This window comes from Nocardia sp. NPDC058244, assembly GCF_042882065.1.
In the GTDB taxonomy this organism is placed as follows: Bacteria; Actinomycetota; Actinomycetes; order Mycobacteriales; family Mycobacteriaceae; genus Nocardia.
Window position 1 is genome coordinate 1,235,119 of record NZ_JBHVWX010000001.1, and the last position, 19,864, is coordinate 1,254,982.

The following is a 19,864-nucleotide window of genomic DNA, read 5'->3' on the forward strand; positions in this document are numbered from 1 at the left end:
CGGGTAGTCGAATGGGGAGGAGCCGTACTCCCCAGTCGTAGACGAAGGGATCAGACGATGCCGATCAAGCCAGTCCGCCGTGTTGCCCGCACCCTGTTGGCGGCGACGTTCGTCGCCGGTGGTGTCAACGCGTTGCTGCATCCGAAACCGCGGGCCGCGGCCGCGGCCGCGCTCGCCGACCAGAGCCGGGGGAGTCTGCCCGATGCGCTGGCCGCGCGGATACCCGACGACCCGGGCCGCCTGGTCAAGGTCAATGCCGTCACCCAGATCGCGGGCGGCGTACTGCTGGCCAGCGGCCGCGCACCGCGTCCGGCCGCGCTGGTGCTGGCCGCGACGGTGATCCCCGGCACCGTCACCGAGCAGGACTTCTGGGCCGAGCCGGACCCGGATCGCCGGGCGGCCAAGCGCGCCGGGTTCCTCAAGGATCTCGGGCTGCTCGGCGGCTTGCTGATCACCGCGTCCGATACGGCGGGCAAGCCGTCGCTGGGCTGGCGGGCCAGACAGGCGCTGTCGAGCCGGGAATCGCGGGTGGCGGCCGAGAGCGCGGCCATCGTCGGCGCGGCCAAGGTCAGGGGCGCGCACTTCGCCGAAGTCGCCGACGAGCGGGGCACGCAACTCGCCGAGATCGCGCGCGATCGTGGCCCGCAGCTCGCCGAGGCGGCCCGGGAGCGCGGTGCGCAGCTGGCCGAGGTCGCCAAGGAACGCGGCCCGGAGCTGGCCGAGGCCGCGCGGGAACGGAGCGTTCAGCTGGCCGAGGTCGCCAGGGAGCGTGGTCCTGAGCTGGCCGAGGCCGCCAGGGAACGGGGCGTGCAGCTGGCCGAGGTGGCCAGGGAGCGTGGCCCCGAGCTGGCCGAGACCGCGCGGGAGCGGGGTGCGCATTTGGCCGTGGTGGCCAAGGAGCGTGGTCCGGCGCTGGCGGAGGTGGCCAGGGCGCAGGGCGCGCATCTTGCCGAGGTGGCCAGGGAACGTGGGCCGGTGCTGGCCGAGGCCGCGCGGGAGCGGGGCGCGCACCTGCTCGATGTCGCGTGGGCGCGGAGCGCGCAGGCGGCCGACCTCGTCCGTGAGCGGGCGGAGCGATTCGAGGAAGCGGCGCGGGAACGCCGGGCGGCCGCCCGCTGACCAGGGAGCCGACGACCTCGGCTCACCTCGGGAGGCGCTGACCCGCACCGGTATTCAGTCCGTCGCGGCGCGATGGCGCCTGCCCCGAGATCCGTGGTCTGTCGACGATGCCCGGCCCGGCGGAGAATGAACACGGGTCGGGCCGTATCGCCGAAAAATGCCCGCCGAGAACCGTGCGAAATGGTCAATCCACGCGAATCGGGTTTGGCGGGTGTATTCGGCGTGAATACTGCATGTTCGCAGTGCTTTTCGGAGAGTGGGATTCAGCTGATGGTGTCCGGTCGGGAAACGTCCAAGTACGCAGCGCGCGCCGCCCTGGTGGGCGTCGCCATGACGATCGGGCTGCTCGGCGCGGCCGCGCCCGCCTCGGCGCTGCCCGGCTCGGGCTCGGCGACCGGTTCGGCCACGGGCTCGGCGGATCTGGCCTCTGGCTCGGCCACCGGATCCTCGGGCGGCGCGGCCGCGGCGGGCGCCGCGGGCGCCTACCTGACCTGGCAGTCGTCGCAGTTCATCCAGAAGGCGATCCAGATGCTGCTCGCGGTGCCGCGTAATCAGCTGTAGGACAGCTACTTCCAGGCCCGTTCCCAGCGTTCCGCCGCCCAGTCCCGCACGTCGGGGCTGAGCGCGATCGCGGGCAGCAGCAGCGCGAAGCCGATGATCAGCACGGCCAGCCGGACCCAGACGCTGAGTTCGGCGACGGCGCGCAGCAGCGCGGGCAGGACACAGATCACCGCGAGCACGACGAGGACGACGGCCGCGAGATTGCGGCCGGGGCCGGCGATCAGCGCGGCGCAGGTGCCGAAGCACAGGCCGAGGACCAGTCCGCCGACGCCGACGAAGTAGTTGTCCCAGGCGAGCCAGCTCGGGCGGGTAGACCGTTGAGTGACCACGCGGCGGAGCTTAGCGCGCTCAGTCGTGCGCGCGCGGCGGTCTCGGCCACGGGTTTTCCTCGATCCGCTCGACCGAGTGGTTGAACTTCTGCATGAGCCTGCTCAATTCGGCGACGTCCTCGGCGTCCCAGTCGGCGACGACCACGCCGATCCCCGCGGCCCGGTGTTTCTGATCGGCGGCCAGCGCGGCCTTGCCCTCGGCGGTCGCGCGCACCTTCCTGGCGACGCCGCCCTCCGGATCGGGCACCCGCTCGACCAAATCCTGCTTCAGCATCGCGCCGACCTGCCGGTTGATGGTGGAGATATCCAGCTGGAACGCCTCCGACAGTTCGCGCAGGCTCAGCGGTTCGCCCAGGTCGAGGCGGGTGAGGATGAGGAACGCGGAGCGGTCGAGCGCGAAGCCGGGGCGGCGGCGCGTCGTGGTGGGGAAGTGGCGCGAGATCAGGTTCAGCTCGAACACCAGGCGGGTGAACGGGGTGTCGTCGGCGGGGCCGGAATCGGACATGTGCCAACTATGTCGCGTGGATCACCGCGAATCCAAATTGTGTACTATACACATGCTATGTACGGTGCATAACGTGTCTGTTACCGCAGCCGACGTCTCGCCGGCCTCTCCCGAAACCCGCGGCGTCACGCCGGCCGTGCTCATCGCGGTGCTCAGTACCGTCGGTGTCGTCGTCTCGCTCATGCAGACGCTCGTCATCCCGATCATCCCGTCGCTGCCCGGCCTGCTGAACACCTCGGCGTCCAACGCCTCCTGGGTGGTCACCGCGACCCTGCTGGCGGGCGCGGTCTCCACGCCCATCGCGGGCAAGCTCGGCGACATGTTCGGCAAGCGGCTGGTGCTCGTCGTCAATCTCGGTTTCATGATCGTCGGCTCGGTGATCTGCGCGAGCTTCTCCTCGCTGCTGCCCGAGATCGTCGGCCGCTCGCTGCAGGGCGCCGCGGTGGGCGCGATCCCGCTGGGCATCAGCATCATGCGCGACGAACTGCCCGCCGAGAAGGTCGGCGGCGCGATGGCCGTGATGAGCGCGACCCTCGGCGTGGGCGGCGCGATCGGGCTGCCGTTCGCGGCCGTCATCGCGCAGAACGCGAACTGGCACGTGCTGTTCTGGACCGCCGCCGGGCTCGGCGCGCTGTGCGCGGTGCTGGTGTTCGTCTTCGTGCCGGAGTCGCCGGTGCGCACGCCGGCGCGCTTCGACTTCGGTGGTGCGGTCGGTCTGTCGATCGCGCTGCTCACGCTGCTGATCGGCATCACCAAGGGCGCCGACTGGGGCTGGGCCAGCGCGTCCATCCTGTCGCTGTTCGCCGTCTCGCTGGCGAGCTTCCTGCTCTGGGGTCTGTACGAACTGCGTCAGTCCGCGCCGCTGGTCGATCTGCGGGTCTCCGCGCGGCCGCGGGTGCTGTTCACCAACCTGGCCTCGATCGCGGTCGGGTTCGCGCTCTACGGCATGTCGCTGACCTTCCCGCAGCTGCTGATGGCACCCGAGGCGACCGGCTACGGCTTCGGCCTGTCGATGGTCGTCGCCGGTCTGGCGATGGCGCCGACCGGGCTGGTCATGATGCTGCTCTCGCCGGTCTCGGCGCGGCTGTCGGCGAAGAAGGGCCCCAAGCTGACGCTGGCCCTCGGCTCGGCGGTGATCGGCATCGGCTACCTGTGCGCGCTGGTGATGATGGACAGCGTCTGGCAGATCGTGCTGTCGGCGGTGATCGTCGCCGGTGGCGTCGGCCTGGCCTACGCCGCGATGCCCGCGCTGATCATGGGCGCGGTGCCGATCAGCGAGACGGCCGCGGCCAACGGCCTGAACTCGCTGATGCGCTCGATCGGTACCTCCACCTCGGCGGCGGTGATGAGCGTGGTGCTCGCGCACATGACCATGCAGCTCGGCCCGCACGTGCTGCCCTCGCGCGAGGGTTTCCACACCGCCTTCTTCATCGCGATGGCGGGCGCGGCGGTCGCGATCGTGCTGACCGCCTGCATCCCGGTCCGCAAGACCGACTGACGCTCAGCCGGCCGGGATCGGCGCGTAGACGACCAGCGACCAGTCCCGGCGCGGCACCAGCGACGAGCCGAGCGAATGCACGGTCATCGCGGTGGTCGCGCCGGTCGCCGGGTCGCGCAGGTACATGACCGGTCCATCGAGACTGTGTGCCCCGGCCGGGTCGGTGGTCCAGAACTTCGTCCACTCGGGCGCCTGCGCGCAGGTCTCGACGATCTCGGCGATCCGGCGCTCCGGGGCAAGGCCGGGTCCCATGAGCCGGAAACCATAGATACACATGTGGGTCTGCTCGTCCCAGTCCACGAGCGCGGTCTTGGCACGCGGGTCGAGCAGCATCCACTCGAGCATCGAGGCGCCCGCCTCCAGGCCGGGAAACCACTGCCGCCACGCCGTGTTGGTGGCCACCACGTCGAATGTCGGGTGCATCTGCAAGCTGGCCGGATGGGTGATCCCGTCGAGCAGCACCAGGTCGGCCGGGCGCACCAGGGGCAGCGGCACGGATTCGTAGCGGGCCGCGATCGCGAGCGAGATCAGGTGATCGCGCATCACATCGGGGACGGTCAGGGCGTCGAACAGCGCGGTCAGCGCCTCGAGGGTCGGCGGCCGGGTGCCCTGCTCGATCTTCTGGATGAGCGCGGGCGAGATCCCGGCGACGGCGCCGAGCGCCGCGCGGGTCAGGCCCGCCGACTCGCGACGTTCGCGCAGGTACCGGGCGATCGGCGGATGCGGATTCTCCAACGTCGCAGTTCCTCTTTCGGGCCGGTGGACTCGGGCGGGCGGCCGGTGTGGCCATGGAAAGAGACTAGGTGGTCCCCTTCGGCACCATGACCACCAGCGACCAGGTGCGGTGTGGCAACGTGAAATCGAGGTTGTGCATCGCCATCGCGGTGGGCTCGCCGGTGTCGACGTGCCGGACCACCAGCTCCGGCGACTCGATGCCGTAGGGCGGCGGCGGTTCCGTCGACCACAGCGCCTGCCACTCCGGCGCCCGCGCACACGACGCGATGAGCTCGTCGATCCGCGCCTGCGGCACCACGCCGGGGCTGATCACCCGGAAGCTGTAGACGCTCATGTGGATCTGCCGCTCCCAGTGCAGGACCACCGTCCGCGCCGCCGGGTGCAGCAGCATCCACTCCAGCAGGGTCGTGCCCGGCTCCAGCCCGGGGAACTGCCGGGCCCAGGCGTCGTTGACGGCAAGGACGTCGAAGGTCGGGAACCGCTGCATGCTGGCCGGATACGCGAAGCTGTCGAGCAGGAGCTGATCGGTCGCCGAGATCTGGGGCTGCACCGGCGGCTCCGGTTTGTCGAAGCGGTGCGACAGCGACAGCGACACCAGGTGGTCGCGGATCAGGTCGGGGACCTGCAGCGCGTGGCACAGTGCCGTGAGCGCCTCCAGCGTGGGCGAGCGGGTGCCCTGCTCGATCTTCTGGATGAGCGCCGGTGAGACGCCGGCGAGGGCGCCGAGCGCCGTTCTGGTCAGGCCGGCCGTCTCGCGTCGTTCGCGGAGGTACCGCGCGATCGGCGCATGCGGGTCTTCCACGCGCGATCCCTTCGGGCAATCATTGGGACAAACTGGGACAGTCGTCTAGCTTGACCGACAGTAAAGCGTTCGCAAAAATTCTCACAGCCGGACGGGACAGCGACCGGCTGACTGTCCATCGCGGCACGGTGATCCAGGCCGGAGTACGCGCTGGTCAAGACTGTGTGTTCCGGAGCGGTACGTGTTCGCAACCACGTCCGCGCCCCGCGCGTGGACGTCGCCGGAGGGGACGGCACGCACGCTGGATGCGCGCCGAGAGCGCGGTAGCGAGCCGATACCCGGGTGGCGCAGGGGTCCACCCGGTGATCGTCTCCCGCCCGGCCCGCTCCGGAGCACACAAATTCGCTTCCCGATCCGGGAACCGCGACCGCCTCCGGTTCGTCTTAGAGGACAGAGGACAGATCGAAAGCGGGGGGCGATGACGCAACTGCAAGCCGAACGTACCGGTCGCCGGGGGCGCTGGGCGCTCGGCATCTCGGGATTGCTCGCGGTGACGGCGGTGGTCGTCGTCGGACTCGTGTGGTGGCAGCACGACTGGGGCGAGCAGTTCCCCGCGCTGGACAGCGAACACCTCGACGAACAGCAGATCGCCCTGGTCGACGTGCTGCGCCAGGAATACGACCGCCCCGGCGCGGGCACGAAGTACGCCGAGGGCGTCGAAGAGGCGTGGTGCGCCGACTTCGTCAGCTGGACGATGCGCGCGGCGGGCAGGCCGCTGGCCAATCCGAATTCCGGGTCCTGGCGCATCCCCGGCGTCTACACGCTGACCGAGTACTACCAGCAGGTCGGCCGGTTCACCCCCGGCAACGTCGGCTACCGACCCCGGACCGGCGATGTGGTGCTCTACGGCCCGGACAGCCCGCTCGGCCAGCACACCAACATCGTGCTGAAGGCCGAGGGCGACACGATCACCACGATCGGCGGCAACGAACTGGGCGGGGTACGGGTGCGGACCATCCGACCGGCCGAAACCGCTGATCTGGTCGGTTATGGGCGTTTCTGAAATCGATTGTCGCTCAAGACAACTGCCATGAACCTGGACGGCGGTACCACGCGGGTACCCGTACGATGGAAGCGGTGGCGCCCGGCAGCGCCCCGGCCGACCCCTCCGTCCTGCTTCCCCCTCATCGGCAGGACGGGGGAGTTGTGCCATTACCCGGGGGTTTCCCTCCGTCACGTACGGTGTCCGATGTGCGCGCGAAGGTGACCGAGGACGCTCGTCGAGACCCGAGGTGGATCGACTATGCCGATTTCGGCGAGCGCTTCGTCACCTACGCGGTGACCGAGGAGCGCATCGCCGCGGCGGTCGCGGGCATGACCGGCCGCGGTATCACGATCGGACCGTTCTCCCTCGGCCCCGCCGGACTGGCCGGATTCGTCGCCGAGGGCACCCTCGGCACCCCCGCCGTCACCCGCAATCCCGGTGACGCGCTGGCCTTCAACGTCCGCGTACCGCTCACCCTGGCGGTGAATCTCGTGCTCGGCGGGCGCAAACTGCGCCTGGCCGCCGTGGTCGAGATCGGGCTGACGCTGCACGCGCGCACCGCGCAACCACTGCTGGTGGTGATCGACGTGGCTCCGGTGACCGCCAGGGACGTGAGCTTCACCCTGCGCGCCGAGGCCATCGACACCGCGTGGGAGATGCTGCTCGACCCGATCGCCGGTCTCGTGCAGCGCGAGGTCGCGAACCGGGTGAACGCCATCGTCGGCGATCCGAAGGTCCGCTCCGAGCGGGTCTTCGACATCGAGGCCATCCTCGACGGCTACCGCTCGCCGCACCGCAACGACACCGTCTTCGAGTGGATCGACTTCCGCGAGTTCGGCCTGCGGTTCTTCACCCACATCGTCACCAGGGACCGCGTGCACGACGTCGTCGCGCAGATGGCGGGCAGCGAGATCGTGGTCGGGCCGCTCTCGGAGGGCCCGCGCGGCGCGGCCACGGTGACCGTGCGCGGCGCGATCGAGCAGCCGCGCGTGATCGATCGCGGGGTGGGCGTCCCGGGTGACCCGCGCGTGTTCGACATGACCCTGCCCGTCGGCCTCGACATCACCGTCGACGTGCTCAAGGCCAACCACTACCGCGCCGACCTGGAGATTCCGCTGGTCCTCACGGCCAAGGCCGCCGAGCCGTTGCAGATCGTCATCGATGTGCCGCCGCCCGCGGTCGAGGACATCTCGATGGAGTTCACCGCCAAGGGGCTGCGCGCGGCCACGCTGGCCCGGCTGGCCGGGATCAAGCGGCAGGTGGTGGCGCAGGTCGTCGCCGTGGTCAGCACCGAGCTGGCCGATCCGTCGACCCGCACGATCGACGTGGGCGCGGCCATCGACAGCGCCACCTGACCTGTGTGACAGCTGGGACGAAAGTGACCTTTGGTTCTGGCGGTTCTCCTGTGGTTGTGGTGAAATGAGTGCACGTTCGAGGCTCCCGGCGCGCGGGATTCGGGGAAGGCGCGCCGGGCACGCTGCCGGTTGAGGGTCGGGTTGCGCGAAGGAGCTCTGCGATGCGTTCTGTTCCGGTGACCCGGCGGGAGTTCTTCGGATTCGCCGCCGCCGCGACCACGGTCGGGCTCGGCCTGGCCGCCACCTCCGCCGCGCCCGCGGCCGCCCAATCCTTCGGCACGCTGGTCGATTACGCCGCCGGGGTGCCCTCGGCCGAGTCGATCAGGGCCGCGGGGCACATCGGGGTGATCCGGTATGTGTCCGACCGCAGGCCCGGCGCGGAGTGGATGGAAGGCAAACCGCTGCTGGCGGCCGAGGTCGAGGATCTGTGGGCGGCCGGGCTGTCGATCGTGTCGAACTATCAGTTCGGCAAGGGCCCGACGGCCGACTGGCGCGGCGGCCTGGAAGCGGGCAAGCGGCACGCCGAGCGCGGCTGGGAATTACACACCGCCGCGGGCGGTCCCGACACCGCGCCGATCTACGCCTCCATCGACGACAACCCGTCCGAGGAGGAGTTCGACGAGATGATCGCCCCGTATATCGAGGGGTGGCAGTCGGTGCTCGGCGCCGACCTCGTCGGCATCTACGCCAATACCCCCACCATCGACCGCGCGCTCGACGCCGGGCTGGGTTCCTGGTTCTGGCAGCACAATTGGGGCACACCGAAGGGCTATGTGCACCCCGGCGCGCAGCTGCACCAGTTCGAGATCGACAAGCGCGACATCGACGGGATCGGCGTCGACCTGAATCGGGTGCTGGCCACCGACTACGGCCAGTGGTGAGCTAGGTCTGGCAGTGGCAGGTCGGCGCGAGCCGCAGGTCCGGCTCGTCGTCGGGGATGACCCGCAGCGTCGGCCTGCCCTCGGGTTCGGCGAGCACGCCCCGCCACGCCAGCAGTGACCAGCGGGACAGGCCGGACAGCGCCGAGCCAAGGCTCAGGAACGAGCCGGAGGAGATCGCCGACCCGAACGAGCCGACCGAACCGACGGACAGCACCGAGCCGACACTGCCGATCGACAGGATCGAATACGCCGACCCGATCGACAGGATCGAACCCTCGGATCGATAGGACAGGATGGAGCGGCTGGACCGCCGACTGCGGATCGACCGAGCGGCGCGGGGTGAACCTTGCGTGGTCGCCATGGTTCTCGGTCTACCACATCGCGGTGCTCGCGGGAACCCGCTGACAACGACAGAGCCCGGCCGGTTCCCGAGGGAACGGACCGGGCTCGGTGTGTCGCGGACCTAGACGGTGAAGAAGCCCAGGGTCGGCAGGAAGTTGCAGGTGCGCGGGGCGGCGCCCTCGGCCTGCGTGGTCAGCGAACCGGAGACGACGGCGACGACGCGGCCGTGCCCGGTGCTGGCGATGGCCGACAGGGTGGCCGGGCCGCCGGGGTTGATCTTGGCCTCGTCGGTCAGCGTCTGGATCGCGGACTGGCGGGTGTCGAGGTTGAGCCACTGCACCGTCATCGGCGGGTTCTGCTCGGCGGTCGGCGCCTTGGTGCCGAGCGCGGTGAACACGAAACCGGCCTGACCGGCGGCGACGCCGGGCGGGGGCAGCTGCGCCGGACCGGCGACCGCGAGCGCGGTGCCGACCGAGTCGGCACCGTCGCCGATGCAGCCCTTGCCGATCGTCGGGTACAGGAACTGGGCGATGACCGGGCCGTCCTGCGGGATCTCCGGGCCGCCGCCGCCGCTGCCGTCGAGGAAAGTGATGATCCGCTCGAGCGTCGACTTGATGGCGGGCGGCAGGTTCAGGGTGGCCAGCAGGGCGCGCGCCTGATCGAGCAGCGCGGTCTGCGGGCTGGCGACGTCGGCGGGGCCGGCGATCAGGCCCGCGACGGCGGGGGCGAAGGCGGCGAGCGCGTCGACCGGGACGCCCTCGGGCACCATCGGCACGCTGATCGGCGCGGCCTGCGGGGCAGGCGCCGGAGCGGCGACGGTCGACGCCGGCGCGACGAGCATGGCGCTTGCCGCAATGGCGAATGCGGTCGTTGCGATCCGCGATCCTCGGCTACGAAGCACTTGTCTAGCCGTCCTTACCTCGGTGTTGCGATGGGGCGAGGGGTGTCGAGCCCTTCGATGTCGGGGTCACTCTAAGGACATCGCTGCCGTGTTGTACAGCCGCCCGGCCGTCGGCGGCGAACCGGCGGCCGTGTTCATCGACGCTAACCCCCGTCGGTGTTACACCTGGGGATGTTGATGCAAATGTTACCGATGGTGTCGCGCGCTCGCGCGTGAGGCCGTGCGCGCGGCTGTCCGTGCCCGCCCGGTTAAGGTGAGGAAAGCACCGCGACGCCGCCCACTCGACCGAAAGCCTGGCATTGAACCGACACCTCCGATGGGCTCTCGCGCTGCTCGGATTGTCCGTGCTCGCCAGGCTGGGCTGGATGCTGTTCGCGAAGAACGGCCTCAATGTCGTCGATCTGCACGTCTATGTGGACGGGTCGGCCGCGCTGCTCACCGATCGCCTCTACGACTTCACCTACGCGGAGAAGACGCCGGACTTCCCGCTGCCGTTCACCTATCCGCCGTTCGCCGCGTTGGTCTTCTTCCCGCTGCACTATCTGCCGTTCTCGGCGGTCGCGGTCGGCTGGATGCTGGCCACCGTCGCCGCGCTCTACGGCGTGATCCGGATCAGCTTCGACCTGCTGCTCGGCGCCGACCGGGCCCGCCAGCCACGCTGGATCACCGCCGCGGTCGGCTGGACGGCGCTGGGGGTCTGGCTGGAGCCGGTGCGCACCACCATCGACTACGGCCAGGTCAATGTGTTCCTGGTGTTCGGCGCGATGCTGGCGGTGCGCAGTGCGCGCTGGTGGATCTCGGGCACGCTGGTCGGTGTGATCGCCGGCATCAAGCTGACGCCCGCGATCACCGGGCTGTACTTCGTGGCCCGCCGCCGCTGGGCGACGGTGCTGTGGTCGGCGGCGGCCTTCGGGCTGACCGTCGCTGTGAGCTTTCTCATCAACGCGCACGAGGCGAAGCGGTATTTCGGCACCCTGCTCGGTGACGCGGACCGGATCGGGCCGGTGGGCTCGGTCTGGAATCAGTCGCTGCGCGGCACGCTGAGCCGGATCCTCGGCTACGACGTGCAGTCCGGGCCGTGGTGGATCGCCGCGGTGCTGGTCACGGCGGTGCTGGCGGTCCTGGCCTGGCGCACGCTCGGCCCCGACGACCGGCTCGGCACCCTGGTGCTGGTGCAGCTGTTCGGGCTGATGATCTCGCCGATCTCCTGGTCGCACCACTGGGTCTGGCTGATCCCGACCGTGCTGTGGCTGCTCTACGGGCCGCTGCGGCGGGAGCGCGTCGCGCGGATCATCGCGGGCTTCTGGGTGCTGACGATGCTGATCGGCGTCCCCTGGGTGCTGTCGTTCGCGCAGCCCACGATCTGGGCGATTCCCCGGCCGTGGCCGCTGGCCTGGCTCGGCGCGGTCGACGTGATCGGGGTGTTCGTGCTGCTCGGCTGGCTGATCTGGCACGGCCGCGAGACCCTGCGCGCCCAGGCGCGCGGGCTCGGCCGCCGTGCCGAAGTCCCCGCGACCAGCTGAGGACTCAGCCGCCGACGATGTCGTCGATGGTGTGCGCCATGGCCGTGTCGTTGGCGGTGAGGCCACCGGCCGAGTGCGTACTCAGGGTGAATCGCAGTGTGCGCCATCGGATATCGATGTCGGGATGATGGTCGGCCGCTTCGGCCGCGGTGGCGACCTTGCGCACCAGTTCGATGCCTGCCGGGAACGACGCGGCCTGCACCGTGCGGGTGATCGCGGCACCGTCGCGGGACCACTCCTGGAGAGTGGCCAGGGCGATGGTGATCTCGGGATCGGAGAGCAACGCCGGTTTCGGAGTACCCATACCTGCAGTTCTACGCCTGGTTCGGGCAGCACGCATCGCCCGTGGTCATCCGCCTCAGGCCGCGCGCGCCTTCTCCAGCGCCTTTTTGAGATCTTTGCCGCACACTCCGGCGGCCTCGGCCTTCTTCATGCGCATGATGACGACGGGACATTTGAAGCACCGCGTCTTCTTCCTGCAGCACTTTTTCTTCGGCTTCAGGCTCGACACCTTCTTAGCCTTCACCTTGCCCATGCGGGTTAGCGTACCCTAAGTACAAAGCCTGACACGTGCGTGCCACTCCGGTACCGGTAGGGTGTAACAGGCCGCGATGCCAGATGAATGCGCGCCAATACACCAACAGCAGGAGGATTGAGGCGTGTCGTCTACACGCGATTTTCGCAACGTCGCCATCGTGGCCCACGTCGACCACGGCAAGACGACGCTGGTCGACGCCATGCTTCGTCAGTCGGGCGCGTTCGCTGAGCGAGCCGAGCTGGTCGACCGGGTCATGGACTCCGGAGATCTGGAGCGCGAGAAGGGCATCACCATTCTCGCCAAGAACACGGCGGTGCACCGCCATCACCCCGACGGCTCCGTCACCGTCATCAACGTGATCGACACCCCCGGCCACGCCGACTTCGGTGGTGAGGTCGAGCGCGGTCTGTCCATGGTCGACGGTGTCGTGCTGCTGGTCGACGCGTCCGAGGGCCCGCTGCCGCAGACTCGGTTCGTGCTGCGCAAGGCGCTCGCGGCCAAGCTGCCGGTGATCCTGGTCGTCAACAAGACCGACCGCCCCGACGCCCGGATCGAGGAGGTCGTCGAGGAGTCGCACGACCTGCTGCTCGACCTGGCCTCCGACCTCGACGACGAGGCCGCCGAAGCCGCCGAGCTGGCGCTGGACCTGCCGGTCCTGTATGCCTCCGGCCGCGAGGGCAAGGCCTCCAAGGAGCGCCCCGAGAACGGTCAGGCGCCCGCCGCCGAGAACCTCGACGCCCTGTTCGACGTGCTCATGGAGAACATCCCGGCGCCCAAGGGCAACCCGGAGGCGCCGCTGCAGGCCCACGTCACCAACCTCGACGCCTCGGCCTTCCTCGGCCGCCTGGCGCTGGTGCGCGTGCACAACGGCGAGCTGCGCAAGGGCCAGAACGTCACCTGGATCAACGCCGACGGCGCCAAGCAGGTCAAGATCACCGAGCTGCTGCAGACCATCGGTGTCGAGCGCCAGCCCGGCGAGGTCGCCGTCGCCGGTGACATCGTCGCCATCGCGGGCATCCCGGACATCATGATCGGCGACACCCTCGCCGACATCGAGAACCCGGTCGCGCTGCCGCGCATCTCCGTCGACGAGCCCGCCATCTCGGTGGTCATCGGCACCAACACCTCGCCGCTGGTCGGCCGGGTGCAGGGCCACAAGCTGACCGCCCGCATGGTGAAGTCGCGCCTGGACCAGGAACTGATCGGCAACGTGTCGCTGCGCGTGCTCGACATCGGCCGTCCCGACGCCTGGGAGGTGCAGGGCCGTGGTGAGCTGGCGCTGGCCATCCTGGTCGAGCAGATGCGCCGCGAGGGCTTCGAGCTGACCGTCGGCAAGCCGCAGGTGGTCACCAAGCAGGTCGACGGCAAGGTGCACGAGCCGTTCGAAGAGCTGACCATCGACTGCCCCGACGAGTACCTGGGCGCGATCACCCAGCTGCTGGCCGCCCGCAAGGGCAAGATGGTGCAGATGAGCAACCACGCCGCGGGCTGGGTGCGCATGGAGTTCATCGTGCCCTCGCGTGGCCTCATCGGCTTCCGGACCGTGTTCCTCACCGAGACCCGCGGCACCGGCATCGCCAACGCCGTCTCGCACGGCTACGCGCCGTGGGCCGGTGAGATCCGCGCCCGCCACACCGGTTCGCTGGTCTCCGACCGCGCAGGCTCCGTCACCCCGTTCGCGATGATCCAGCTGGCCGACCGCGGTCAGTTCTTCGTCGAGCCGGGTGCCGACACCTACGAGGGCATGGTCGTCGGCATCAACCCGCGTGCCGAGGATCTCGACATCAACGTCACCCGCGAGAAGAAGCTGACGAACATGCGCAGCGCGACCGCTGACGTGATGGAGACCCTGGCCAAGCCGCTGACCCTGGACCTCGAGCTGGCGATGGAGTTCTGTGCAGGCGACGAGTGCGTCGAGGTCACCCCGGAGGTCGTCCGCGTGCGCAAGGTGGTGCTCGGCGCCAACGAGCGTGCTCGCGACCTGTCGCGCCGCAAGGCGCGCGACCGCGCGGTGAGCAACTCCTGATCGGGTTCTGACAGTGGGACGGTACTTCGGTACCGTCCCACTGTCGTTTCCGCAGTGACCGGTGCCGGGCTCCGGGCAGATGAGCGAGGTAGGGTGCCAGAGTGAGTTCGGGGGTCAGACGCGCGAGGTGGCGCGTGGCGGTGATGGCGATGACGGCCTCGACGGCGGTCCTCGCCGGTTGCACCGCGAATCCACCGCCGCCGATCGAGAGCACCGATTCGCCCAAGACCACCCAGGCCAAGCCGGGGAAGAACACGGTCGTGGTCGCGATCGACGACATCGGCATCGGTTTCAATCCGCATCTGCGCTCGGATCAGTCGCCGGCCACCAACGCGGTGAGTTCGATGGTGCTGCCGAGCCCGTTCCGGCCGGTGGCCGCGCAGGCGCATCCGGCCGTGGTCGACTGGGTGCCCGACGCCTCGCTGATCGAGTCGGCCGAGGTGACCGCGCAGGAACCGTTCACGATCACCTATACGCTGCGCAACCAGGCCAACTGGTCCGACGGCGCCCCGATCGCGGCCGAGGACTTCCGGTTCCTGTGGCAGCAGATGACGACGCAGCCCGGAGTGGTCGATCCGGCCGGCTACCGGCTGATCTCGGACGTGGCGTCCTCCGGGGGCGGCAAGACGGTGACCGTGACGCTGTCCCAGCCGTATCCGGCCTGGCGCGAACTGTTCTCGAACCTGCTGCCCTCGCACCTGGTGAAGGATTCGCCGGGCGGCTTCACCAGCGGCCTGGTCGACCGGATTCCGGTCTCGGGCGGCAACTTCACCATCAAGTCGGTCGACCGCGGTCGCGACGAGATCCTGCTCGAGCGCAACGACCGCTTCTGGGGCACCCCGGCCGCGCCGGACCAGATCCTGTTCCGCCGCGGTGGCACCCCCTCGCAGCTGGCCGAGTCGCTGCGCACCGGTGACGCCCAGATGGCGCTGGTGCACGGCGGTGTCGCGACCCAGGCCCAGCTCGCCGCGATCCCCTCGGTGCGGACCACGATCATGCCGCAGGCCCGCGAGCTGCAACTGGCGCTCAACGGCCGCTCGGGCGATCTCGCCGACCCGCGCGTGCGCAAGGCGGTGCTCGCGCTGCTCGATCCCGCGCTGCTGGCCACCGTCGGCGCGCAGACCGGCGGTTGGGTGGAACCCGCACGCGCCCAGGTCCTTCCGCCGTCGAGTCCCGGCTATGTGCCGACCGCGCCGCCGCGACTGAGCACCGAGGAGGCGTTCGCGCTGCTGGCCGAGGCCGGTTTCGGCCGCGCGCCGGAGACCCCGCAGACCGGCTCGCCGACCTCACCCGCGCCGCGCCCGCGCTCGGTCGCGCGCAACGGCAAGGTCCTGTCGGTGCGGATCGGCGCCGTCAACGAGGACGCGGCGACGCTGGCGGTGGCCAACACCGCCGCCGACCAATTGCGCAGCGCCGGCATCGATGCCACCGTGCGCGGCGTGCCCGCCGACGAGCTGTACGGCAAGGACCTCACCGAATCCGCGATCGACGCCATCGTCGGCTGGGAACTGGCCGGGGACGACCCGGCGACCGTGCTGGCCTCCCGCTACGGCTGCCCGCCGCCGGAACTCCCCGGTGCCGACAGCAAGGCGCTGGCCGCGGCCGAGGCCTACCGCAAGGCGCCGAGCAATATCGGCGGCGTGTGCGATCCGTCCCTGCAACCCTCGATCGACGAGGCGCTGCGCGGTGTCGAGGTGCCGCGCGTGCTGGCCGAGGCCGAGCCCAAGCTGTGGGAACTGTCGACGGTGCTGCCGATCGTGCAGGACAACGTCGTCGCCGCGGCGGGTCCGCGGGTGGACGGCGTCTCGATGGCCGGCGCGATCCAGGTCGGCATCTTCGGCGACACGGCGCAATGGCGGAGGATCCCATGACGCATTCGACCCGCGAGACCGGCGGTCTGCTGCTGGTGCACGCCCATCCCGACGACGAAACCCTCACCACCGGTGGCACTATCGCGCACTATCGCAAGCGCGGCGTCCCGGTCACCGTGGTGACCTGCACGCTCGGCGAGGAGGGCGAGGTCATCGGCGAGCGCTGGGCGGGCCTGGTCGCCGCCGAGGCCGACCAGCTCGGCGGCTACCGCATCACCGAGCTCACCGCGGCGCTGGCCGCGCTGGACGCGGGCGCGCCGTGGTTCCTCGGCGGCGCGGGCCGGTGGCGCGATTCCGGCATGGCGGGCACCCCGTCGGCCGCGCATCCGCGGGCCTTCGTGAACTCCGGTGACGCGGCGGTCGAGGCCCTGGTGGAGGTGCTGCTGGAGCTGCGGCCGCGGGTCGTGGTGACCTACGATCCGCGCGGCGGGTACGGCCATCCCGATCACATCCGCGCGCACGAGATCACCACAGCCGCGGTCGAAGCCGCCGCGGCGCGGGGCTGGGACGTGCCCAAGTTCTACTGGACCGTCACCGACGGCGACCTGCTGCGCCAGCACACCGCGGCGCTGGCCCGCCGCACCGTGGACGAGTTGCCCGGCGCCTTGCCCGCGGGCTGGCGGTTGCCGGTGGAGGCCGAACTGGCCGCGATGACGACGACCGGCGTCACCACCGTGGTCGATGTCGCCGACGCGGTCTCCGCCAAGCGTGCCGCCATGCGCGCGCACGCCACCCAGGTGACCGTCGCGCCCAGTGGCCGGGAGTTCGCCCTGTCCAACAACATCGCGCTGCCGGTGCTGCCCGAGGAACACTTCACGCTCGTGCGCGGCACGCGTGGGCAGGCCGGCGCCGACGGCTTCGAGCACGACCTGTTCGCCGGGCTCGACTGAGCCGGACACGCGTCGGCTGATGGCGGCTGCCGACGGCGGCGTGGTCTGCCCGCCCGGCCGAATAGACTCGCCCCCATGGTGACCGACTCCGATCAGCCCGCAGGCACGCCGACCGCCGTGCTGCGGTCAGTGCGCCTGCCCGCCCGGTTCGACCCGGTGATCTCGGGGCTGATCGTGGTGCTGCTGCTCGTCGACGCGCTGATCACGCTGGCGCTCGAGGTGCTGTTCCTGCCGCTCTACGTCGGTGCCGTCGCGCTGCCGGTCGCGGCGCTGCTGGCCGCGCCGATCAACGTGGCGCTGGTCTACGGCATGGAGTCGGTGACCTCGCGGCTCGGCTTCGCCTTCGCGCCGATCGTGGTGTGGGTCTTCGGATTCCTGGTGGCGGCCTCGCGCGGACCGGGCGGCGACATCCTGCTCGGCAGCGACGGTCGCACCCTGCTGTTGCTGGCCTGCGGGGTGCTCGCGCCCGCCGCCTACCTGTACTACCGCTCCAACGTGGGGCTGTTCCGGGCCTGAGGGTCAGCGGCGGGTCTCGGCGCCGTCCAGGATCAGGTCGATGGCCTGGGTGAACCGGTTCACGACCCCGCTCGCCGCCTCGGCCACGATCTCCTCGCGCTGGTCGACATAGCGCCGGTGCAGGCGCGGGAAGTCCGCCGAGGCCGCGACGCTGGCCGCCATCACCTGGTCGACCCACTGGTCGGTGGACAGCCCGCTGCGGGCGATCGTCATCAGCATCGCGGCCTCGTTGGCGCACGAGCCGACGATGAACCGGAAGGCCGTGTTGGTGGTGGCGTCGACGACCTCGTCGGAGAAACCGCCCGCCTCGACGAGCCCGAGCATCGAGTCGGTCAGCCGCATCATGTTGGGGCCGAGGTAGGTCAGGGCGGCGTTGCCGAACACGATGGTGACCCACGGGTGGGCCAGCAGCGTCGCGCGCAGTCCGTCGGCCTGGGCGTGTACCCGTTCGCGCCAGTGCGCCGGGTCCGGTTCCGGGCACGGCACCTCGCCGATGACCTGGTCGACGACCAGCTCGAGCAGCTCGTCCTTGTTCGCGACGTGCGTGTAGAGCGAGGTGGCTCCGGCGCCGAGGCGCGCGCCGAGTTTGCGCATGCTCAGCGCGTCGAAGCCCTCCTCGTCCAGCAGCGCGATCGCCTCGTCGACGATCTGATCTCGACTGAGCGCGGGCTGATCTCGGCGTTCACGGGTCGGCCTGGTCCACACCGATGCGATCTCGGTCGAGTTCGTGCTGCCCGCGGCCATCGCTGCCTCCTGTGCTGGTGATGTCGGTCTCCACGTCGCGTGTCCGCACAGCATAGCCCCTCTGGAACGGTGTACGGATCACGCACGCCGTACCTATTGCGCACAGCGTTCTGTGATCGTACAGTGTTCGACATGACCGCACGCTGTGCGGCGATACTCGAGAGGAGAGCAGGATGGACCCGCTCGCAACGGCTGCCACCGATCCGGTGGTCCGCAACCCCCGCCGGTGGCTGATCCTGATCGTGCTGTGCCTGAGCTCGCTGGTACTGATCGTGGACAACATGGTCCTCACGGTCGCCATCCCGCAGATCGCCACCGACCTGGACGCGAGCGCGCAGCAGATCCAATGGATCATCGACGCCTACCTGCTGGTGTTCGCCGGCCTGCTGCTCACCTCGGGCAGCCTCTCGGACCGGTTCGGCCGCAAGCTGGTGATGGTGATCGGCCTGGTCCTCTTCGGCGGCGCGTCCCTGCTGGCCGCCTACGCCACCAGCGCCGAACTGCTGATCGCGGGCCGCGCGCTGATGGGCATCGGCGGCGTGCTGATCATGCCGAGCACGCTGTCGATCCTCATCACCGTCTTCGACGACGACGAACGACCCAAGGCGATCGGCGCGTGGAGCGCGGTGGCCACGGTCGGCATGGTCGGCGGCCCGGTCGTCGGCGGTGTGCTGCTCGATCACTTCTGGTGGGGGTCGGTGTTCGTGATGAACGTGCCGATCGCGGCGGTCGCCATCGTGGCCGCGCTGGTGCTGATGCCCGAGTCCAAGGGCCCGTGGCGCAGGCCCGACCTCCCCGGCATGCTGACCTCGATCATCGGCATGACCGCGCTGGTGTGGACCATCATCTCGGTGCCGCACGCGGGCTGGACCGATCGTGACGTGCTGGCCGGCTTCGCCGTCACCGTGCTCGCCCTCGGCGCCTTCGTGGTCCGCGAACTGCGCACCGACGAGCCGATGGTCCCGCTGCAGCTGTTCCGTAACCGCACCTTCACCGGTTCCAGCTTCTCGCTGGTCCTGGTGACCTTCGCCAACGGCGGCCTGGTCCTGGTGCTCACCCAGTACCTGCAGTTCGTGCTCGACTACTCGCCGATGCGGACCGCGCTGGCCTTCACCCCGATGGCCGTCACCCTGCTGGTGGCCAACGGCATCGGCGCGGTGCTGGTCGGCAAGCTGGGCGCGCGGATCGTCACCATCGCGGGTCTGATCGTGGTCGCCGCGGGCTTCGCGGTGCTGGCCACCCTCGACGCCGGAGCGAGCTTCACCCTGCCCGCCGTCGCGATGGCGCTGCTCGGTGCCGGTGGCGGCCTGGCGATGCCCGCCGCGATCGGCGCCCTGATGAGCGCGGTGCCCGAGGACCACGCGGGTGTCGGCTCGGCGCTCAACGACACCATCCAGCAGGCCGGTGCGGCGCTGGGCGTCGCGGTGCTCGGCGCGGTGCTGGCGGGCACCTTCGCCGGTGCCATGCCGGACTCGGCGCCCGCCGCGGCCAGGGAGTCGATCGCGGGTGCGCTCGGTACCGGTGACGGCACCGTCATCGGGCTGGCGCGCGACGCCTTCTGCACCGCCATGCAGGTCACCTTCGGTGTCGGCGCGCTGGCTTCGGTCGCCGCCGCGGTGCTCGCGGTCATCCTGATGCGGGACGTGAAAACCGGTGCGCCGGAACCGGAGCTCGAGGCGGCGGCGGTCTAGGTCACCGAGCGCGGAAACGGCCGGGAAGCGTTCGCTTTCCGGCCGTTTCGCG

The 19,864-nt window shown here is 70.2% G+C and carries 21 protein-coding genes; 12 read left to right on the forward strand and 9 right to left on the reverse strand.

Annotated features, from left to right (window positions below; genetic code table 11):
* Nucleotides 1-57: 57 nt before the first annotated feature.
* Nucleotides 58-1,119: a DoxX family membrane protein gene (locus ACFVW6_RS05775; protein WP_378823358.1), complete on the forward strand. Its 1,062-nt coding sequence runs from the start codon at nucleotides 58-60 to the stop codon at nucleotides 1,117-1,119.
* Nucleotides 1,120-1,389: 270 nt separating this feature from the next.
* Nucleotides 1,390-1,680 (forward strand): hypothetical protein, encoded by a 291-nt coding sequence (locus ACFVW6_RS05780; RefSeq protein WP_355276429.1) that lies wholly within the window; start codon nucleotides 1,390-1,392, stop codon nucleotides 1,678-1,680.
* Nucleotides 1,681-1,685: 5 nt separating this feature from the next.
* On the opposite strand, the gene ACFVW6_RS05785 is transcribed toward ACFVW6_RS05780, so the two are convergent.
* Nucleotides 1,686-2,009, reverse strand: coding sequence for a hypothetical protein (locus ACFVW6_RS05785; RefSeq protein ID WP_355276427.1), 324 nt, complete (start codon nucleotides 2,007-2,009; stop codon nucleotides 1,686-1,688).
* 19 nt (nucleotides 2,010-2,028) lie between these two features.
* Entirely contained in the window at nucleotides 2,029-2,514 is a 486-nt protein-coding gene (locus ACFVW6_RS05790) for a MarR family winged helix-turn-helix transcriptional regulator (RefSeq protein WP_357343121.1), read from the reverse strand.
* Nucleotides 2,515-2,566: 52 nt separating this feature from the next.
* Here ACFVW6_RS05790 and ACFVW6_RS05795 point away from each other — a divergent pair, with 52 nt between their 5' ends.
* Nucleotides 2,567-4,012 (forward strand): MFS transporter, encoded by a 1,446-nt coding sequence (locus ACFVW6_RS05795; RefSeq protein ID WP_378823355.1) that lies wholly within the window; start codon nucleotides 2,567-2,569, stop codon nucleotides 4,010-4,012.
* 3 nt (nucleotides 4,013-4,015) lie between these two features.
* On the opposite strand, the gene ACFVW6_RS05800 is transcribed toward ACFVW6_RS05795, so the two are convergent.
* The gene (locus ACFVW6_RS05800) at nucleotides 4,016-4,747 is read right to left on the reverse strand and encodes a helix-turn-helix domain-containing protein (RefSeq protein WP_378823353.1); all 732 of its coding nucleotides are present in this window, start codon (nucleotides 4,745-4,747) and stop codon (nucleotides 4,016-4,018) included.
* Between the two features lie 64 nt (nucleotides 4,748-4,811).
* Nucleotides 4,812-5,549, reverse strand: coding sequence for a helix-turn-helix domain-containing protein (locus ACFVW6_RS05805; RefSeq protein ID WP_378823352.1), 738 nt, complete (start codon nucleotides 5,547-5,549; stop codon nucleotides 4,812-4,814).
* Nucleotides 5,550-5,967: 418 nt separating this feature from the next.
* Here ACFVW6_RS05805 and ACFVW6_RS05810 point away from each other — a divergent pair, with 418 nt between their 5' ends.
* The 3 genes from ACFVW6_RS05810 (at nucleotide 5,968) to ACFVW6_RS05820 (ending at nucleotide 8,770) form a co-directional block, all read left to right on the forward strand.
* The gene (locus ACFVW6_RS05810) at nucleotides 5,968-6,552 is read left to right on the forward strand and encodes a CHAP domain-containing protein (protein ID WP_378823349.1); all 585 of its coding nucleotides are present in this window, start codon (nucleotides 5,968-5,970) and stop codon (nucleotides 6,550-6,552) included.
* A gap of 188 nt (nucleotides 6,553-6,740) precedes the next feature.
* Nucleotides 6,741-7,889: a hypothetical protein gene (locus ACFVW6_RS05815; RefSeq protein WP_378823348.1), complete on the forward strand. Its 1,149-nt coding sequence runs from the start codon at nucleotides 6,741-6,743 to the stop codon at nucleotides 7,887-7,889.
* A 161-nt stretch (nucleotides 7,890-8,050) separates the two neighbouring features.
* On the forward strand, nucleotides 8,051-8,770 hold the full coding sequence (locus ACFVW6_RS05820) for a DUF1906 domain-containing protein (RefSeq protein ID WP_355276417.1): 720 nt from the start codon (nucleotides 8,051-8,053) through the stop codon (nucleotides 8,768-8,770).
* Nucleotide 8,771: 1 nt separating this feature from the next.
* Here the strand turns inward: ACFVW6_RS05820 and ACFVW6_RS05825 are convergent, their stop codons facing one another.
* Nucleotides 8,772-9,131 (reverse strand): hypothetical protein, encoded by a 360-nt coding sequence (locus ACFVW6_RS05825; protein ID WP_355276415.1) that lies wholly within the window; start codon nucleotides 9,129-9,131, stop codon nucleotides 8,772-8,774.
* Nucleotides 9,132-9,233: 102 nt separating this feature from the next.
* A complete protein-coding gene (locus ACFVW6_RS05830; protein WP_378823345.1) occupies nucleotides 9,234-9,953 on the reverse strand; it encodes a hypothetical protein in 720 nt (239 codons plus the stop codon).
* A 359-nt stretch (nucleotides 9,954-10,312) separates the two neighbouring features.
* Between ACFVW6_RS05830 and ACFVW6_RS05835 the strand changes: the two genes are divergently transcribed.
* On the forward strand, nucleotides 10,313-11,536 hold the full coding sequence (locus ACFVW6_RS05835; RefSeq protein ID WP_378823344.1) for a mannosyltransferase: 1,224 nt from the start codon (nucleotides 10,313-10,315) through the stop codon (nucleotides 11,534-11,536).
* Nucleotides 11,537-11,540: 4 nt separating this feature from the next.
* Here the strand turns inward: ACFVW6_RS05835 and ACFVW6_RS05840 are convergent, their stop codons facing one another.
* A complete protein-coding gene (locus tag ACFVW6_RS05840; RefSeq protein ID WP_378823343.1) occupies nucleotides 11,541-11,840 on the reverse strand; it encodes a 4a-hydroxytetrahydrobiopterin dehydratase in 300 nt (99 codons plus the stop codon).
* Between the two features lie 54 nt (nucleotides 11,841-11,894).
* A complete protein-coding gene (locus ACFVW6_RS05845; RefSeq protein WP_355276409.1) occupies nucleotides 11,895-12,071 on the reverse strand; it encodes a hypothetical protein in 177 nt (58 codons plus the stop codon).
* Nucleotides 12,072-12,195: 124 nt separating this feature from the next.
* On the opposite strand from ACFVW6_RS05845, the gene typA reads away from it, so the two are divergent.
* The 4 genes from typA (at nucleotide 12,196) to ACFVW6_RS05865 (ending at nucleotide 17,377) form a co-directional block, all read left to right on the forward strand.
* Nucleotides 12,196-14,100, forward strand: coding sequence for a translational GTPase TypA (gene typA / locus ACFVW6_RS05850; RefSeq protein WP_355276407.1), 1,905 nt, complete (start codon nucleotides 12,196-12,198; stop codon nucleotides 14,098-14,100).
* Nucleotides 14,101-14,249: 149 nt separating this feature from the next.
* Entirely contained in the window at nucleotides 14,250-15,971 is a 1,722-nt protein-coding gene (locus tag ACFVW6_RS05855) for an ABC transporter family substrate-binding protein (protein ID WP_378823340.1), read from the forward strand.
* Complete coding sequence (mshB, locus tag ACFVW6_RS05860; RefSeq protein ID WP_355276403.1) at nucleotides 15,968-16,861, forward strand: N-acetyl-1-D-myo-inositol-2-amino-2-deoxy-alpha-D-glucopyranoside deacetylase; 894 nt, start codon at nucleotides 15,968-15,970, stop codon at nucleotides 16,859-16,861. The genes ACFVW6_RS05855 and mshB overlap by 4 nt, the downstream gene beginning before the upstream one ends.
* Before the next feature lie 75 nt (nucleotides 16,862-16,936).
* Nucleotides 16,937-17,377, forward strand: coding sequence for a hypothetical protein (locus ACFVW6_RS05865; protein WP_355276401.1), 441 nt, complete (start codon nucleotides 16,937-16,939; stop codon nucleotides 17,375-17,377).
* Between the two features lie 3 nt (nucleotides 17,378-17,380).
* Here ACFVW6_RS05865 and ACFVW6_RS05870 read toward each other — a convergent pair whose 3' ends face one another.
* Nucleotides 17,381-18,121, reverse strand: a complete 741-nt coding sequence (locus ACFVW6_RS05870; RefSeq protein ID WP_378823338.1) for a TetR/AcrR family transcriptional regulator — start codon at nucleotides 18,119-18,121, stop codon at nucleotides 17,381-17,383.
* Between the two features lie 173 nt (nucleotides 18,122-18,294).
* On the opposite strand from ACFVW6_RS05870, the gene ACFVW6_RS05875 reads away from it, so the two are divergent.
* Nucleotides 18,295-19,812, forward strand: a complete 1,518-nt coding sequence (locus ACFVW6_RS05875) for an MFS transporter (protein WP_378823336.1) — start codon at nucleotides 18,295-18,297, stop codon at nucleotides 19,810-19,812.
* Nucleotides 19,813-19,864 lie beyond the last annotated feature (52 nt).

Coding starts and splice junctions, on each gene's coding strand:
- ACFVW6_RS05795 (WP_378823355.1), top strand. CDS start 2,567: ATGCTATGTACGGTGCATAACGTGTCTGTTACCGCAGCCGACGTCTCG.
- ACFVW6_RS05790 (WP_357343121.1), bottom strand. CDS start 2,514: ATGTCCGATTCCGGCCCCGCCGACGACACCCCGTTCACCCGCCTGGTG.
- ACFVW6_RS05780 (WP_355276429.1), top strand. CDS start 1,390: ATGGTGTCCGGTCGGGAAACGTCCAAGTACGCAGCGCGCGCCGCCCTG.
- ACFVW6_RS05875 (WP_378823336.1), top strand. CDS start 18,295: ATGGACCCGCTCGCAACGGCTGCCACCGATCCGGTGGTCCGCAACCCC.
- ACFVW6_RS05870 (WP_378823338.1), bottom strand. CDS start 18,121: ATGGCCGCGGGCAGCACGAACTCGACCGAGATCGCATCGGTGTGGACC.
- ACFVW6_RS05840 (WP_378823343.1), bottom strand. CDS start 11,840: ATGGGTACTCCGAAACCGGCGTTGCTCTCCGATCCCGAGATCACCATC.
- ACFVW6_RS05825 (WP_355276415.1), bottom strand. CDS start 9,131: ATGGCGACCACGCAAGGTTCACCCCGCGCCGCTCGGTCGATCCGCAGT.
- ACFVW6_RS05775 (WP_378823358.1), top strand. CDS start 58: ATGCCGATCAAGCCAGTCCGCCGTGTTGCCCGCACCCTGTTGGCGGCG.
- mshB (WP_355276403.1), top strand. CDS start 15,968: ATGACGCATTCGACCCGCGAGACCGGCGGTCTGCTGCTGGTGCACGCC.
- ACFVW6_RS05845 (WP_355276409.1), bottom strand. CDS start 12,071: ATGGGCAAGGTGAAGGCTAAGAAGGTGTCGAGCCTGAAGCCGAAGAAA.
- ACFVW6_RS05855 (WP_378823340.1), top strand. CDS start 14,250: ATGACGGCCTCGACGGCGGTCCTCGCCGGTTGCACCGCGAATCCACCG.
- ACFVW6_RS05865 (WP_355276401.1), top strand. CDS start 16,937: ATGGTGACCGACTCCGATCAGCCCGCAGGCACGCCGACCGCCGTGCTG.
- ACFVW6_RS05820 (WP_355276417.1), top strand. CDS start 8,051: ATGCGTTCTGTTCCGGTGACCCGGCGGGAGTTCTTCGGATTCGCCGCC.
- ACFVW6_RS05810 (WP_378823349.1), top strand. CDS start 5,968: ATGACGCAACTGCAAGCCGAACGTACCGGTCGCCGGGGGCGCTGGGCG.
- ACFVW6_RS05830 (WP_378823345.1), bottom strand. CDS start 9,953: ATGCTCGTCGCGCCGGCGTCGACCGTCGCCGCTCCGGCGCCTGCCCCG.